The organism is Shewanella sp. ISTPL2 (genome assembly GCF_013283205.1).
Taxonomy (GTDB): domain Bacteria; phylum Pseudomonadota; class Gammaproteobacteria; order Enterobacterales; family Shewanellaceae; genus Shewanella; species Shewanella oncorhynchi.
This window is the reverse complement of sequence record NZ_JAAPAV010000001.1, coordinates 297,822-314,477: the sequence shown is the minus strand read 5'-3', so window position 1 is coordinate 314,477 and position 16,656 is coordinate 297,822. Positions and strand designations below refer to the sequence as shown.

Sequence of the window (16,656 nt, the reverse complement as noted above, 5' to 3'; positions counted from 1 at the left end):
ACCTCTATAATTTGTCCATAAATAGTCTAGGTTTATATGGAATACGTCTAAAATCCAAAAAGTTAAGTGATTAACTAAGAGCGCAACGCCTGAGTATATTCCTTTAACTTGCCTAAATATCCTTCCCAATCAAAACTTTGCCCTGGGTCCGTTTTCCGCATTGGCGCAATATCACAATGACCCACAATCCGTTCAATACTCAGCAATGGATATTCTACCAGTAGGGCTTGTGTTAACTCGATGAGTGACTGATATTGCTCAGGAGTGTAAGGCTCAGTATCTGTGCCTTCCAGTTCAATACCAATGGAAAAATCATTACAATTCTCTCTCTCACCATAACGAGACACCCCAGCATGCCAAGCCCTGTCATTACAGCTTACATATTGGACACGCTCGCCATTGCGGCGGATCAAAAAGTGCGCCGACACTTGCAAGCCCTTGAGCGGTGCAAAGCTGGAATCGGCATTAGTATCTAAACACCCTTGAAATAATTGATCAATGTAAGGTAATCCAAAGCAGCCTGCGGGCAGACTAATATTGTGGATCACTAACAAACTCACTTCATTCAAGGGACGTTGATTAAAATGTGGCGACTCACAACGCCTCGCACTATCACACCAACCCGAATCAAACCGCATGATGAGCTTATCCTCTATGCCACATATACTGGCTTACTCTAACAGTATTTCTCCAAGCAAAGAAGAAACCCTACGCACGGAACTGACTGACTGAGCTATCTTTTAACATTGAGATCATGGAGTAAACCATCCACTCTCAATTTAAATAAGGCTGCAGCTTACTCCTTTTACTCAATCTTCCAACCTGTTCCGTGAGACCTAAGGCCGTGGTAATCTTAACCTAAAATGCAAGTAGGCCGTAATGCAAGGACTCCGCTTATGTTAGAAAACGATATCCGCCAATCAGTAAAATCTGCCCTCAGTGAAGACTTAGGTGGCACCGAAATCAACGATCAAACCAAAGCCATCGCTTATGGCGACATCACAGCAATGTTGATCCCCGCCGATAAGTACGCTGAAGCCACTTTAATCACCCGTGAAGAAGGCGTTTTTTGTGGTAAGGCATGGGCAGAGCAGGTTTTTAACCAACTCGGTGGTGAAGTCGCACTGCATTGGCATGTAGATGATGGCGATCTAGTATTACCCAACCAGCTATTATGTGAATTATCAGGTCCTGCGCGCGCTATTCTCACTGGCGAACGCACGGCAATGAACTTTATCCAAACACTTTCTGGTGTTGCCACCTTAACCAAACATTATGTCGATAAACTGGCGGGGACTCACACTCGTTTGTTAGATACTCGCAAGACAATTCCAGGCCTACGCACGGCACAAAAATATGCCGTCACCTGCGGTGGCGGAAAAAACCATCGTATTGGTTTATATGATGCTTTTTTGATTAAAGAAAACCACATTATGGCCTGTGGCGGTATTCGCCAAGCCGTAGATACCGCCCGCAGCTTGTACCCGAATAAACCCGTTGAAGTCGAAGTGGAGTCACTCGAAGAGCTCGCCTTAGCACTCGACTCTGGCACAGATATCATAATGTTAGATAACTTCGACATCACTAAGATGGTCGAAGCGGTTGAAATGAACAATCAATATAAAGCTAAAGGCGCCGGCGCTAAGCTCGAAGTCTCTGGTAATGTCACCTTAGATACCTTAGCCGAATTCGCCAAAACAGGGGTGGACTATATCTCAGTTGGCGCACTCACTAAGCATGTTCGCGCCTTAGATTTATCACTCAGATTAAAAGCTTAAAACCGCTGGATGTTAGCTGGTAGTGGAATGTTCTCGCAAAGTACCGTAAGCACATTCCACTCATAAAATATTAAGGCGAAATGCATTTTTTTGTAGGACTCCTCCAAACCAAATGTGAAATCGTGCCAGCACTATCATACTCAGCATTCACCCTCACGATTCCCCCACCCCGTCACCATTTCATGTCACCAATTTGACAACATCGAGACACACGCCAGCTAAACAGATATTGTCAAAAAGTTGTTATAACCTAACATGTCGATAAGTTAGCCTCTTATACAAAAACAACACTTTATTAGTACTTTATACTTAATTTTTGTTTCCTTTTACCTAACTTTGTACTAACTTTTACCAAGGCGAGATGGCCGTTTGGTCAACCTCACCTAAGGTCAGCACTGGGATTCTTTTTAAAATTGCCTAGTTCACGTTTTTTGAGAGGCATATTTTTGAAAACGTTAGCCTAAGGTGCGGTTGCCGAAACAATTTATTCAAACAAGCGCTAACCCAGCATTAACTTAGTGCTAATTTAGTAAAGCTGGCTTGGATAAATCAGCATGAGTCATTACACATGGGTCATTCAAGATCATCGGTGTACTGTTAATGTTACATAGATCATATAAATGATTTTATTGACATAAATGAGTAATAAAGTTTGATGAGATAACACAATTTATAGAGTAAAACAGCGGTTAGGTTAAACACTCTATTCAACCACAGTAAGTCACTAAATAGTTAGCTGGAGAGAAAAATGAAGGCCATGAATTTAAACAAAGCATTAAATAAAAAAGCTCAGGGTTTTACTCTGATCGAACTAATGATTGTAGTTGCCATTATCGGCATTTTGGCAGCTGTTGCACTACCAGCTTATCGTGAATATGTTGCAACATCTCATGGTGGCGCAGCAATGAAAGGTCTTGCTGGATACGTATCCAAAGCACAAGCCTGCATACAAACCGGAGTAGGTTGTGCGAGTCTTGGTACAGAAATTACAGCTGATCCAAAAATTACTGCAACTCCTGATGTAGCAGAAGCAGCACTAACAGCATTAGCATATGACGATGGTACTTGTATAGTAACGGCAAGCATAACAGCTGATGGTGGCTTATCTTATGCAGCATCGGCTAACAGTGCAGGTAAGGCAACAGCAACACAATGCCAAGAGGGCGCAGGCTTATAACAGAGTTCACCCGACTCATTAAAATGGCAGTAATATTACTGCCATTTTATATTTAGTAGTTAACTCATTAGAGTTTTAATAATGCCAACTTCAGGTCTTCATTTAGGTTTATCCACCCTATTTATCCGAAAAGGTCTGCTAAATGAAGAGCAGATGGCTAACGCCATCACAAAATCCCGCCAAAATAAACAATCTTTAGTCAGCACTTTAGTTCAAAGTAAACTCATTTCAGCACGTGCTATTGCTGAACTGTGCTACGAGGAATATGGCACCCCACTACTCGATCTCAATGAATTTGATCTTGCTTCGATTCCTGAGGACTTCCTCAATAAAAAACTGATTGAAAAGCACCGCTGCTTACCGCTATTTAAACGGGGAAATCGCCTCTATATAGGCACATCCGACCCGACCAATATTGCTGCCCTCGAAGATTTCCAATTTAGTGCAGGCTTGCACGCCGAAGCGATTCTAGTTGAAGAAGATAAACTCGCCAAAGCACTGGAGAAAATTCTCGAAGTAGATATTAGCGGCCTAGATTTAGGCGGTATGGATGAAGCGGCTTTAGCCAATATTGAAATAACAGATACCGACAGACGCAATGAAGAGTCAACGGGTGAGAGTAGCGATGATGCACCTATTGTTATCTATATCAATAAAATTCTAACCGATGCGATTCGTAAAGGAGCCTCGGATTTACACTTTGAACCCTATGAGAAGCGCTACCGCATTCGTTTTCGCATCGACGGTATTCTCCACGAAGTTTCCGAACCCCCTATTAGCCTTGCAAATCGTTTATCGGCGCGATTAAAGGTAATGTCGAAGCTTGATATCGCCGAACGCCGCGTGCCACAAGACGGCCGAATCAAGATGAAACTTTCCCGCACTAAGTCCATCGACTTTCGGGTAAGCACTTTGCCGACCCTGTGGGGCGAAAAAATTGTAATGCGGATTTTGGATTCATCCTCCGCACAATTGGGCATTGAAAAGCTTGGCTACGAGCCTGATCAAGAAAAACTTTACCTTGAGATGTTGGCAAAACCCCAAGGGATGATTTTAGTGACCGGTCCTACTGGCTCAGGTAAAACCGTCTCCCTCTATACAGGGTTAAATATTCTCAATACTGAAGAGCGTAATATTTCTACCGCCGAAGATCCGGTAGAAATAAACCTTGAGGGCGTAAACCAAGTCCACATTAATTTAAAAGCCGGTCTCACTTTCGCCTCCGCTTTACGTTCATTCCTGCGCCAAGATCCCGATGTGGTGATGGTGGGTGAAATTCGCGATCTTGAAACCGCCGAGATAGCCATTAAAGCGGCACAAACAGGCCACTTAGTACTATCGACCTTACACACAAACTCGGCCGCCGAAACCTTGACCCGTTTAATCAATATGGGCGTGCCAGGTTATAACATCGCCAGCTCAGTTAACCTGATTATTGCCCAGCGTTTGGCGCGTCGACTTTGCCCCGACTGTAAGCAAGCTGAAATCATCCCTGAGCATGAACTATTACGTTTAGGTTTTGCCCAAGTACAAATTACACAGGGTTTTACCACCTTTAAACCTGTGGGCTGCGAGCATTGCTCCGGCGGCTACAAAGGTCGGGTTGGTATTTACGAAGTGATGAAGATGTCCGATGAAATAGCGCGTACTATCATGGAAGGCGGTAACTCCTTACAAATCGCCTCCCAAGCTAAAGCGCAAGGGATGCGGGATTTACGTCAGTCAGGATTATTAAAAGTAATTCATGGTGTTACCAGCATTGCAGAAGTCAATCGCGTAACGAGTTTTTAAGAGTAGAGCACTACAAATAGCGCCCTGCTTTTACAACCAAACAGAGATTATTTATGGCTACGGCAACAACAGTAAGAAAGTCTCGCGGCAAAAAAAACGAGCAAAAAAGCCAGCCCAAAATCTATACCTTCGAATGGAAAGGCGTAAATCGCGACGGCAAAAAAACGGCAGGAGAGCTTAGAGGTGCAACCGCAGCCGAAATTCGTAGCCAGCTTAAATCCCAAGGAGTAAACCCTAAGAGCGTTCGTAAGCAGTCATCCCCACTATTTAAGTTAGGTGAAGCCAACATCACCCCAATGGATGTTGCCATGATGACCCGTCAAGTCGCGACTATGTTGGCAGCAGGCGTTCCTTTGGTAACGACATTTGAACTACTCGGCCGTGGCCATGAAAAAGCTAAAATGCGGGAATTACTGGGTACTATTTTAACCGACATTCAATCGGGTATTCCCTTATCCGATGCCATGCGCCCCCATAGACGTTACTTCGACGAACTTTATGTTGACTTAGTCGCCGCGGGTGAGCATTCAGGTTCACTCGATTTGGTTTTCGATCGCGTCGCCACCTACAGAGAAAAAACGGAAGCACTCAAATCAAAAATTAAGAAGGCCATGTTTTACCCTGCTGCAGTTGTAATCGTTGCTATTTTAGTTACGGTTTTGTTACTTCTTTTTGTGGTGCCACAGTTTGAAGATATTTTTAAGGGCTTTGGTGCTGAACTGCCGGCCTTTACTCAATTAGTACTGCATATTTCCCGCGGCTTACAATCCTCTTGGTACATCTTTTTAGCCGCCATTGTCAGCGGAGTATTTTTGTTTGTACGGGCGCACCGAAACTCGCAAATGGTGAGAGATAGAGTCGACGAAGCCGTGCTTAAAATCCCAGCCATTGGACCGATTTTACACAAAGGGGCTATGGCACGTTTCGCCCGTACTTTAGCAACCACCTTTGCTGCAGGTGTGCCGTTAATTGATGGCTTAGAATCCGCCGCTGGCGCATCGGGTAATGCCGTTTATCGCAAAGCCATATTGAATATTCGCCAAGAGGTAATGGCGGGGATGCAAATGAATGTCGCGATGCAAACCACAGGGCTTTTCCCCGATATGCTAGTGCAGATGGTAATGATAGGCGAAGAATCCGGCTCGCTGGATAACATGCTCAATAAAGTCTCAACCATCTATGAAATGCAGGTCGACGATGCTGTTGATGGTTTATCAAGCCTAATTGAACCTATTATGATGGTAGTCATAGGTACTGTGGTCGGCGGGTTAATTGTCGCTATGTATCTTCCTATCTTCCAAATGGGTAAAATCGTCAGTTAATTCATTCGATTCAAATAAAATAAGAAAACTAAATGTCAGAATTTATCTCTCTTTTGGGCCACTCTTTTGATCAGAGTCCTTGGCTCTTTATTACGCTAAGCTTTATTTTTGCCGCCACCATAGGCAGTTTTTTAAACGTAGTGATCCACAGATTTCCTGTGATGATGAAACGGGAATGGCAGCAAGAATGTAATCAGTATTTGCAGGAATACCACGCTGAGATAGTCACAAAAATCGGTATTGATAAACTCAATACACCTATAGATAGCTTCCCCGAAAAATATAATCTTGTGGTGCCGGGCTCAGCCTGCCCTAAGTGCAAAACGTCGATTAAACCTTGGCATAATTTACCTGTATTCGGCTGGTTAATGCTCAAGGGAAAATGCGCCGCCTGTCACGCCCCCATTTCCGCCCGCTACCCCATAATTGAATTCATCACAGGGCTACTTGTTGCGACTTTAGCGTGGCACTTTGGTCCAAGCTGGCAATTTGTCTTTGCGAGCATACTGACATTTGTACTTATTGCCCTTACTGGTATCGATCTTGATGAGATGCTGCTCCCCGACCAAATGACGTTACCGTTACTTTGGCTCGGCTTGATCATCAATCTAAATCATACCTTTGCGAGCCCAACTGATGCCATTATCGGTGCGGCAGCAGGCTATTTAAGCTTATGGTCCATTTTTTGGCTATTTAAGATTCTCACTGGCAAGGAAGGCATGGGCTATGGGGACTTTAAACTGCTCGCCGTTTTCGGTGCTTGGCTCGGCTGGCAAATGCTGCCGCTGGTGATTTTACTTTCGTCCTTAGTCGGAGCAGTTGTCGGCATCACTATGATTGTAAGTAAACGCCTCAAGCAAGGTAATCCCATCCCATTTGGGCCTTATATTGCTGCCGCAGGCTGGATAGCCTTACTATTTGGACAACAGATTGTTGATTGGTACCTATCAACACTGTAAAAGCAGGCAAATTAAGCACTGAGTTATCCGGAGTATGTTATGTCAAAGTTTATCGTTGGCCTTACTGGCGGCATAGGTAGCGGTAAAACGACTGTCGCCAATTTATTCGCCGCAGAAGGCATTACCTTAGTCGACGCCGATATCGTTGCCCGCGACGTTGTCGCTCAGGGTTCAAAAGGGCTTGAGGTCATCGTTAGCCATTTTGGCATTGAGATGTTAACGCCAGAAGGTGAACTCGATCGCGCCAAACTGCGGCAACGGATATTTAGCCACCCTGAAGAACGTGAATGGTTAAACCAGCTATTGCACCCCATGATCCGCCAAGAAATGCTAGCGCAGATAGAAAAAGCAACCTCAGCCTATGTAATTATGGTCGTACCCTTGCTATTTGAGAACGGGTTAGATAGGTTAGTCAATCGGACTTTAGTGGTGGATATTTCGCCTGAGTTGCAAATCAGCCGCACCATAAAAAGGGACAATGTTGATGCATCTCAAGTAAATAACATCATTAACAGCCAATTGAGCCGCAGCGAAAAACTCGCCCGAGCCGACGACATTATTGATAATCAGGGAGAGATATCAACCTTAAAACGAGAGGTGCTAGCATTGCACCAACGCTATTTACAACTATCTGGTACTCATAACGCCCATGACTGAATTAGTTTACGAACAGCCCCTAAACGAGAAAATTCGCAGCTACTTGCGGCTCGAATACCTCGATAAACAGCTGCAAAGTAACCTAAGCAATGACCACCAACATAGATGTTTTTATCCGCTGTTTTCCCTCTGTGAATTATCTGAACGCTGCGATTATCGCAATGAAGTATTAAAAGATATTGAGCGGCACTTGCTGCAACTGAACAAATGGCAAGAATTAGATCACGTCGACCACCAGCAAATCAATATCTATATCAATGCCCTCACCCAAGCCCGCGAACCGTTACAAAAGCCTGAACGCTTCGGCAGCCAATTAAAACAAGACAAGTTTATTTCCGCACTACGACAACGCTTCGGCATGCCAGGCGCTTGCTGTAACTTCGACCTACCACAACTGCATTATTGGCTGTCTAAACCTTGGGAAGAAAAACAGCACGATTATCGCTCTTGGATAGCGCATTTCGAACCTTTGCTCACCCCCATCACACTATTACTCCAACTCACCCGCAGTACAGCCCATTACGATAATGCCGTTGCCCATGCTGGCTTTTATCAAGGTGACAGTGCCCAAGCACTTGCTTTGGTAAGGGTTAAAGTCGATGCTTCCCACGGGTGTTATCCTACGATTAGCGGCCATAAAAACCGTTTCGCTATCCATTTTGTACAGTTTGAACAACAACGCCACTCCGACCGTTCAATTGATTTCTTACTGGCTACCTGTGCATGAAGCCTTTACACTAATGGCCTGAAATACATTAGTATTGGCGGCCGCTTTATCGCCGTTAACCAAGAGAACAATTATGCCATTGACCGTTAACTGCCCTATCTGCAAAGCCCCTGTCGAGTGGGTGCCACAATCTGCATTTAAACCTTTTTGCAGCGAGCGCTGTAAGTTGATCGACCTCGGTGATTGGGCGTCAGAAAAACACGTCATCCCAGTCAAAGCCGAGTTTGATCCAGAAGCATTTGATGAATTTGATCTCGATGAAGGCGATTTTTTTAAAGAGTAATTTTGGGGTTGCACACGAATCACCCAGCTCAAGCCTTTAATGCACTTACTTTTACCCACTCATTAATCGATAAATATTATGACTAAACGCATCCATGTTGCCGTCGGCATTATTACTAACTCGGCCGGTGAAATTCTGTTGGCAAAACGCCCAGATCATTTACATCAAGGTGGGAAATGGGAATTTCCTGGTGGTAAAGTTGAGACAGGCGAAACTGTCACTCAGGCATTGATCCGTGAACTCAAAGAGGAAGTCGCGCTCAATGTCACTGATAGTCAGCCATTTATGGCGTTGAGTTTCGACTATCCCGATAAACAAGTGCTACTCGATATCCATTCAGTCACCGAATTTAACGGCACAGCTCAAGGCCTTGAAGGTCAGCTTATCGCTTGGGTCACTAAAACCGACTTAACCAATTACGACTTCCCCGAGGCTAATAAGCCTATTCTTGAAAAAATTCTGGCTCAGTAATCCAGCAATTTACCTTATCCTCTCAATGTGTTCTGTCCCCGAATCACGATTCGGGGATGAACTTTTTCAATGCCTTAACTCCGAAAAACATGTAATTATGTGATCGTTAAGCTGATAGATATTAGCAATGCGTGATCTTGCTTGCAGCAAATCAATTAATCGCTTTAATCGTATCCAGAATAATGTTTGAATCGAATTTCATTCTTTCTCTTCGATTTCGAGGGCGCATCATGCACAATAACGTTAAGGTATTCCTAGCCACTACCGCCTTATTTTTTAGTTGTCAGGTACTAGCCAATGGTGGCTGTGGATTTGAAGAACAACAACAACAGGGGTTAATTGCGACCTGCAGTGAGGAGAAACAAGAAGTGATTTTAACTGGCATAGTAGAAGCACAACATTTAGTCACAGATCTCAATGAGTTTGCCGAAGGGTATAAAACCTATCAAGTCGATACCACTGCAATCACCCCGCTTAAAAGCATCACTGAACCTACAGAAATTGTAGTGATCATTGGTACTTGGTGCCCAGATTGTCACCGGGAAACCCCGCGCTTTATCCGTATTATGGAAGAAGTCGCTAATCCCAATATTAAAGTGACCTATATTGGTGTCGACAGAACGAAAAAAGATCCCGAAGGCTTAGCTGCAAAATACGACTTTACCCGTATACCAACCTTTATTGTACTGCAACAAGGTAAAGAAGTTGGCCGCATCGTAGAGCGCCCAACGGTTTCCTTAGAAAAAGATCTCGCCGACTTATTGAAATAATCGGCACAGTACAAACATTAAAGGCCGCATCGCGGCCTTTAGTTTTTATCATGTTTTAATAAAACATTAGCTGACTTCGTCAATAATTCGCTGAGCTAACATCACTAAAACACCTTCACGTAATGCGCCGCCAGATAAGGCTAAATGCTCGATCCCCAGCAACTCAAACAAAGCCAATAAAATAGCGACACCCGCAGCAAAAGTCGGTGCTCGCTCACTGCAAAGCCCAACAATCCCCATTAAGCTAATATCTTCTTGAGCCAGGATCTCAGCCTTCAACTGAGTAAGCACATCGAGTGTGATAGTTTCAGATAACCCTCGGTGTAGTAACACTTCTACCACGGACTGTACAGCGCCAGAGGCACCAACGACACAATGCCAACCAAGATCACGTAGGGTTTGTCTATGCTCTGCTAATGCGATTAGCACTTGCTGCTTAGCATCATCAAAATCTAACTGCTGCAGCGGCAAACTGCTGAAAAATTGGCGATTATAAGTCACGCTACCAAAGGGTAAACTGGTTTTGAACAGCACTTGATGCCCATCGCCAATGATAAACTCTGTACTCGCCCCACCGATATCAATAACCAAGCGACGGCCTTGACCACAAGTGGTCGCCACCATACCTTGATAGATAAGCTCTGCTTCACGCATACCAGAGATAATTTCGATGGGATGACCTAAGAGTGGCAATGCACGCTGATTAAACTCATCAGCATTGCTAATACTGCGAAGAGTTGCAGTTGCAATCACAGCAACATGGTTTGCTTCAATCTTATGTTGCACCAACATCTGGGCAAACATACTCAAACAGTCGAGACCGCGCTGCATGACATCGGGGCTTAATTTGCCATCGTTGCCTATGCCTTCGGCGAGCCTCACCTTGCGTTTATATTTCGCAATAATATGCGGCTGACCACCACGCGTTTTGGCGATCAGCATATTAAAACTATTTGAGCCTAATGTTATAGCGGCATAAGCGGGTGTTGGCATTTACGAATGTCTACGTGTCCTATCATGACGAGGAGGGCGAGCACCACTGCGTTGAGCACCTGGGCGGCTTGCCCCTGAACGATCACGCAAGTTTCGAGTGCCGCTAGGGTGTTTACGGTGGATCTTCGCTGGCGTAGGAATATCGGCCAGTAAAGCTTCACTATCGTAGTTACTTACTGGAATCGAATGATTGATGTAGCTTTCGATTGCAGGCAAGTTCAATGCGTACTCTTCACAGGCAAAGCTTATCGACATGCCTTTGTTACCCGCACGACCCGTACGACCGATTCGGTGAACATAGTCTTCGCAGTCATCAGGTAAATCATAGTTATACACGTGTGAAACGTCAGAAATATGTAAACCACGAGCCGCTACATCGGTAGCAACCAATATATCTAATTGACCACTGGTAAATTGCTCAAGGATACGAATACGCTTTTTCTGTGGCACATCACCCGTTAATAAACCCACACGATGTCCGTCACCTTCAAGCCAAGACCAAAGCGTTTCACAACTGTGCTTAGTGTTGGAGAAAACGATGGCTTTTTCTGGCCAATCTTCTTCAATCAAGGTCAACAGCAAACGCATCTTCTCTTCTTGGGAAGGATAGAAGATTTCTTCTTTGATGTTTTTGGAGGTTTTTTCTTCGGGGGCGATTTCAACTTTAACGGGCTCATTCATATGATCATAAGCCAGCTCTTGTACTTTCATGGACAAGGTTGCCGAAAATAACATATTAAGACGTTGATTTGCCTCAGGCATACGTCTAAATAAGAAGCGGATATCTTTAATAAAACCAAGATCAAACATACGATCGGCTTCATCAAGTACCACAGCCTGAATTGAATTCAAGCCAATAATACCTTGGCGAACGTAGTCGATAATTCGACCCGTTGTACCAATCAAGATATCAACACCTTGATCTAATACTTTACGCTGCACATCGTAACTTTCTCCGCCATAAACAATACCCACTTTTAAGTGTGTGTGCTTAGCGAGTAAAATCGCATCTTTGGCAATCTGAATCGCCAGTTCGCGAGTCGGAGCCATAATGATGGCGCGGGGCTGATTAATCAGTCGACCTTCAGGTATGGGAGTCGATAATAAATGATTAAACGTGGCGACCAAGAAGGCCATTGTCTTACCAGTGCCCGTTTGTGCTTGGCCTGCGATATCTTTTGATTGGAGTAATACAGGCAGTGATAACGCCTGGATCGGCGTACAAAATTCGAAGCCGTTCTCGGCAAGGGCCTGTTTAACCTCAGGATGTAGAGGTAGGTCGGCAAACCTTTGGGTAGATAGATGTGTTTCGCTCATAGCGCAAGCTTACCTGTTGAGGTTGCAATAAGATACTCGATCGTTTGAAATAGCCACATTGTAAAAAGGTAACTTGAAAAGCTATTTTTCAGCCCCAATATACATGGTAAGCCATTAACAAACCAGCAATGGCACCCAAACTGGAGAACATCATGAGCGATAAAATTATATACCTGAGTGACGACAGCTTCGAAAACGACGTATTAAAGTCTGATTTGCCAGTATTGGTAGACTTCTGGGCCGAGTGGTGTGGTCCTTGTAAAATGATCGCTCCAATTTTAGACGATGTATCTGAAGAATATGCAGGTCGCTTGACTATCGCTAAATTAAACGTTGACCAAAACAATGTTTCTCCAGCGAAATATGGCGTTCGTGGCATCCCAACTTTACTGCTATTCAAGAACGGCGAATTAGCCGCGACTAAAGTTGGCGCACTCTCAAAAACGCAATTGAAAGAGTTTATCGACGCTCAAATCTAATTTGACGTCGTAATGAGTGACCTCCGGCACAAGCTATAAATTAATTGTGCCGGAATTTCCCTAAATTTCTGGACGCCCCGCTTTGTTAGTGCTACTTTAATAACCAGATTCTTTCTAATAACCTCTTCTCGCTCGTCAATCACTATCCTGAATTACATCCTTACTGATTGATCGCGGTAAGCTTTGTCGCGTAACACAAGACCCCCAAAATGAACTTAACTGAATTAAAAGACACGCCGATTTCTGACCTAGTCTCGCTAGCTGAAAATATGAAGCTCGAAAATATGGCCCGCGCTCGCAAGCAGGACATTATTTTCTCAATCCTTAAAGCCCACGCAAAAAGTGGAGAAGACATTTTCGGTGGTGGGGTATTAGAAATACTCCAAGACGGTTTCGGCTTCTTACGCAGCTCAGACGGTTCTTATTTAGCTGGTCCAGATGACATCTATGTCTCACCAAGCCAAATTCGCCGCTTCAACATGCGAACGGGTGATACCATTTTTGGTAAAATTCGCCCACCAAAAGAAGGCGAGCGTTATTTTGCTCTATTGAAAGTCAACGAAGTTAACTTCGATAAACCAGAAAACTCCCGTAATAAAATCCTCTTTGAAAACTTAACCCCACTCCACGCAGAAGAACGTATGCGTATGGAGCGCGGCAACGGCTCAACTGAAGATATTACCGCACGTATTCTGGATTTATGCTCACCGATTGGTAAAGGTCAACGTGGTTTGATCGTTGCACCACCAAAAGCCGGTAAAACGCTATTACTTCAAGGTATTGCTCAAAGCATCAGCTACAACAACCCAGAAGTGGTGTTGATGGTATTACTGATCGACGAACGCCCAGAAGAAGTAACTGAGATGCAGCGCCTCGTTAAAGGCGAAGTTATCGCATCAACCTTCGATGAGCCAGCCAGCCGCCACGTTCAAGTTGCCGAAATGGTGATTGAAAAAGCAAAACGTTTGGTTGAGCACAAGAAAGACGTCGTTATCTTACTCGATTCGATTACCCGTTTAGCCCGTGCTTATAACACTGTTATCCCATCATCGGGCAAAGTGTTAACTGGTGGTGTAGATGCCAACGCCCTGCACCGTCCAAAACGCTTCTTCGGTGCGGCACGTAACATCGAACACGGCGGCAGCTTGACCATTATCGCCACAGCCTTGGTAGATACCGGTTCTAAGATGGACGAAGTGATCTACGAAGAATTTAAAGGTACAGGTAACCAAGAGCTACATTTGTCACGTAAAGCGGCAGAAAAGCGCGTGTTCCCAGCCATTGACTTCAACCGCAGCGGTACGCGTCGTGAAGAAAAACTCACGACTCAAGAAGAACTGCAAAAAATGTGGATCCTGCGTAAGATCCTCAATCCTATGGATGAAGTCAGCGCAATGGAATTCTTAATCGATAAATTGGCGATGACCAAGACTAACGAAGAGTTCTTTACCGCCATGAAACGCACTAAGTCTTAAATCTCACTCAGTGAGTCTCTAAACTAAAAGCCGCATTATGCGGCTTTTTTGTTATCTAAGATTTTTTCACTGCTAATATTTTACTCAAGTTTTTACTCAAAGCCTGTGTTCGCTGCCGGAGCATTTCCCGCAGTAAGAGCACGACAGGCGTGACATGTTCACGTCCTGGGCACACTAAGTACAAATCGACGGGCTCCCCCTGATACTCAGGCAACAAACGTACTAATCGCCCTGAGATTAAGTCATCGGCCAGATCTAGACTCGACTTAAATACCAACCCTTTGCCAGCCACAGCCCAACGGCGGGCAATCTCGGCATCATTAGCACTACGATTGCCCGTGACACGCACTTTGAATTCTTGACCATCACGCCTAAATAGCCATTGATCGTGGGTGCGATCATCTAACTTATAAAACAAGCAATTATGCTCAACTAATTGTTCTAATGAATCAAGCACACCAAACTTGGCGAGATATTCAGGTGAGGCGCACAAAACACGATCAACACTGCAGATAGGAAAAGCCACTTGGTTAGAATCCTGCGGTTTTCCATAGCGCACGGCGACATCAATTTTATCGTGGTAAAAACTGCTGATATTGTCGCCAAGGTGCAAGCGCACTTGCAGTTGAGGAAAATCGAGCAAAAAATCGTCGAGCCAAGGCACAAACAGATTACGGCCAAAGTCTGAAGAAACCGACAGGCTTAAGGTGCCAGATATTTTACCTTTATCACTGGCAATAGCCTGTTCGCCAAGCGCTAAATCGCTTAGCGCACGTCGGCAATGAATAAGATAACGTTCACCTTGCACAGTCAAACGTAAACTGCGTGTCGTACGGATAAATAAACTAGTATCGAGCTGTTTCTCAAGCCGTTTTATTGCTGCACTGGCAGAAGCAGCCGAGATATCCATCTCGGCTGCTGCGGCAGATATATTGCCGCAATCAGCGACTCGCACGAACAAAGCTAAATCATTAATTAGCATGATTATCAAAAATCCTTTGAAAAAATTACAAACTTTATCCTGTTTATCTCTTGGCTAATATTCCACACAATGGCTACACGATACAAGTACACTCAAATAAGTCGACTCCAGCAAGTACACCCAGAGGAATAAACATGAAAGCCATTGGTTACCAGACAGCAAGTGCAATCACAGCGCCCAATGCATTAGAAAACATCACGCTAGCCGAGCCAACTGCGACAGGTTTTGACCTTTTAGTGGAAATCAAAGCCATTTCTGTCAATCCGGTTGATACAAAAATCCGTGCATCTAGCTCTGCACCTGCAGGCGAATACAAAATTATCGGCTGGGATGCGGTCGGTGTCGTCAAAGCCGTTGGTGAGAAAGTCAGTCTTTTCAACGTTGGCGATGAAGTGTGGTATGCGGGCGATATCAGTCGCAGCGGAAGTTATGCAGAATATCAATTGGTTGATGAGCGAATTGTCGGCCATAAACCTAAAAGTTTAACCTATACCCAAGCCGCGGCATTACCTTTAACGGGGATTACGGCATGGGAGATTTTATTCGACCGTTTAGCTTTACCCCAAGATGGTTCGGCAACTGACGCCCGTATTTTAATTATCGGTGCGGCCGGCGGTGTGGGTTCAATCATCACTCAGCTTGCAGTAAAACTCACAGGTGCAGAAGTGATAGGCACTGCATCTCGTCCAGAATCCGCCGCTTGGGTGCACAAACTTGGTGCCGATGCTGTCATCGACCACACCAAGCCACTTTCACAGGAACTTGCGAATATTGGCATTACTGATGTGACCCATGTGATTAGCTTAACCCAAACCGATCAACATTTTGATGAAATAGTACAAGTGCTTAAGCCACAAGGAAAACTAGCATTAATCGATGATCCTAAGGGGCCATTAGATGTGATGAAACTTAAGCGTAAAAGCTTATCCTTACACTGGGAACTGATGTTTACCCGCAGCCTTTATCAGACCGAGGATATGATTGCGCAACACCACTTACTCAACCGCTTAAGCGCCCTTATCGATACAGGCGAGTTACAGAGTACGTTCGGTGAGCACTACGGCACCATTAATGCCCAAAACTTAATCAAAGCTCACGCTCAGATAGAGTCTGGCAAAGCGATCGGTAAAATTGTTTTAGAAGGTTTTAACCAATGAAAATAACAGTATTTGCCCAAATCATAGCGAATCAAGGCCAAAGCGATACGCTATTTAAGATACTCAAGCAACTCGTGACAGACACTCATACCGAGGCTGGCTGCATCGAATACAAACTGCATCACTCATTAGATGATGAAAATATCTTCTGGATGTACGAAATTTGGCAATCCCAAGCCGCACTGGATGAACATATGGCGAGTACGCACTTTCAAGCATTCGTCGCTCAAACCGCAGACTTAATCAGTCGAGCTGACATTCACAAAAGCTACGCCTGCTAATCAACAAAAAAGCGCCAAACACATTGGCGCTTTTCAT

General features: G+C 44.5%; 18 protein-coding genes. 14 read left to right on the top strand and 4 right to left on the bottom strand.

Translation table 11 applies throughout. The annotated features are described in order from the left end of the window. Positions 1-74: 74 nt before the first annotated feature. A complete protein-coding gene (ampD, locus tag HUB64_RS01465) occupies positions 75-638 on the bottom strand; it encodes a 1,6-anhydro-N-acetylmuramyl-L-alanine amidase AmpD (protein ID WP_173496211.1) in 564 nt (187 codons plus the stop codon). A gap of 258 nt (positions 639-896) precedes the next feature. Between ampD and nadC the strand changes: the two genes are divergently transcribed. From nadC to HUB64_RS01415, 10 genes are all read left to right on the top strand, one after another. Beyond that, entirely contained in the window at positions 897-1,778 is an 882-nt protein-coding gene (gene nadC / locus HUB64_RS01460; RefSeq protein ID WP_105250404.1) for a carboxylating nicotinate-nucleotide diphosphorylase, read from the top strand. A gap of 748 nt (positions 1,779-2,526) precedes the next feature. After that, positions 2,527-2,955 (top strand): prepilin-type N-terminal cleavage/methylation domain-containing protein, encoded by a 429-nt coding sequence (locus tag HUB64_RS01455; protein ID WP_173247855.1) that lies wholly within the window; start codon positions 2,527-2,529, stop codon positions 2,953-2,955. An 81-nt stretch (positions 2,956-3,036) separates the two neighbouring features. Next, a complete protein-coding gene (pilB, locus tag HUB64_RS01450) occupies positions 3,037-4,746 on the top strand; it encodes a type IV-A pilus assembly ATPase PilB (RefSeq protein WP_173496210.1) in 1,710 nt (569 codons plus the stop codon). A gap of 53 nt (positions 4,747-4,799) precedes the next feature. Further along, positions 4,800-6,068, top strand: coding sequence for a type II secretion system F family protein (locus HUB64_RS01445; RefSeq protein WP_173496209.1), 1,269 nt, complete (start codon positions 4,800-4,802; stop codon positions 6,066-6,068). A gap of 32 nt (positions 6,069-6,100) precedes the next feature. Further along, positions 6,101-7,027: an A24 family peptidase gene (locus HUB64_RS01440; protein WP_173496208.1), complete on the top strand. Its 927-nt coding sequence runs from the start codon at positions 6,101-6,103 to the stop codon at positions 7,025-7,027. Between the two features lie 39 nt (positions 7,028-7,066). Beyond that, positions 7,067-7,684, top strand: coding sequence for a dephospho-CoA kinase (gene coaE / locus HUB64_RS01435; protein ID WP_173496207.1), 618 nt, complete (start codon positions 7,067-7,069; stop codon positions 7,682-7,684). Beyond that, entirely contained in the window at positions 7,677-8,411 is a 735-nt protein-coding gene (zapD, locus tag HUB64_RS01430; RefSeq protein WP_173247868.1) for a cell division protein ZapD, read from the top strand. The genes coaE and zapD overlap by 8 nt, the downstream gene beginning before the upstream one ends. 73 nt (positions 8,412-8,484) lie before the next feature. Beyond that, positions 8,485-8,694, top strand: coding sequence for a DNA gyrase inhibitor YacG (yacG, locus tag HUB64_RS01425; RefSeq protein WP_006083355.1), 210 nt, complete (start codon positions 8,485-8,487; stop codon positions 8,692-8,694). Between the two features lie 78 nt (positions 8,695-8,772). Next, entirely contained in the window at positions 8,773-9,165 is a 393-nt protein-coding gene (gene mutT / locus HUB64_RS01420; RefSeq protein WP_131523409.1) for an 8-oxo-dGTP diphosphatase MutT, read from the top strand. A 230-nt stretch (positions 9,166-9,395) separates the two neighbouring features. Further along, entirely contained in the window at positions 9,396-9,935 is a 540-nt protein-coding gene (locus HUB64_RS01415; protein WP_131523408.1) for a thioredoxin family protein, read from the top strand. 66 nt (positions 9,936-10,001) lie between these two features. On the opposite strand, the gene HUB64_RS01410 is transcribed toward HUB64_RS01415, so the two are convergent. Next, entirely contained in the window at positions 10,002-10,928 is a 927-nt protein-coding gene (locus HUB64_RS01410; RefSeq protein WP_113940795.1) for an exopolyphosphatase, read from the bottom strand. Beyond that, complete coding sequence (gene rhlB / locus HUB64_RS01405) at positions 10,929-12,245, bottom strand: ATP-dependent RNA helicase RhlB (protein WP_063884693.1); 1,317 nt, start codon at positions 12,243-12,245, stop codon at positions 10,929-10,931. A 152-nt stretch (positions 12,246-12,397) separates the two neighbouring features. Here rhlB and trxA point away from each other — a divergent pair, with 152 nt between their 5' ends. Next, positions 12,398-12,724 carry a thioredoxin TrxA gene (gene trxA, locus HUB64_RS01400; RefSeq protein ID WP_105250415.1) on the top strand — a complete coding sequence of 109 codons (327 nt, stop codon included), beginning with the start codon at positions 12,398-12,400 and terminating at the stop codon, positions 12,722-12,724. Positions 12,725-12,933: 209 nt separating this feature from the next. Beyond that, positions 12,934-14,199 (top strand): transcription termination factor Rho, encoded by a 1,266-nt coding sequence (gene rho / locus HUB64_RS01395; RefSeq protein WP_011787892.1) that lies wholly within the window; start codon positions 12,934-12,936, stop codon positions 14,197-14,199. A gap of 55 nt (positions 14,200-14,254) precedes the next feature. Here the strand turns inward: rho and HUB64_RS01390 are convergent, their stop codons facing one another. Further along, positions 14,255-15,181, bottom strand: coding sequence for a LysR family transcriptional regulator (locus HUB64_RS01390; protein WP_173496206.1), 927 nt, complete (start codon positions 15,179-15,181; stop codon positions 14,255-14,257). Between the two features lie 134 nt (positions 15,182-15,315). Between HUB64_RS01390 and HUB64_RS01385 the strand changes: the two genes are divergently transcribed. Together HUB64_RS01385 and HUB64_RS01380 are read left to right on the top strand one after the other, a co-directional pair. Further along, complete coding sequence (locus tag HUB64_RS01385; RefSeq protein WP_173247891.1) at positions 15,316-16,338, top strand: zinc-binding alcohol dehydrogenase family protein; 1,023 nt, start codon at positions 15,316-15,318, stop codon at positions 16,336-16,338. Further along, positions 16,335-16,619, top strand: a complete 285-nt coding sequence (locus HUB64_RS01380; RefSeq protein ID WP_173496205.1) for a putative quinol monooxygenase — start codon at positions 16,335-16,337, stop codon at positions 16,617-16,619. Before HUB64_RS01385 ends, HUB64_RS01380 begins: the two co-directional genes overlap by 4 nt. The last annotated feature ends 37 nt before the right edge of the window (positions 16,620-16,656 follow it).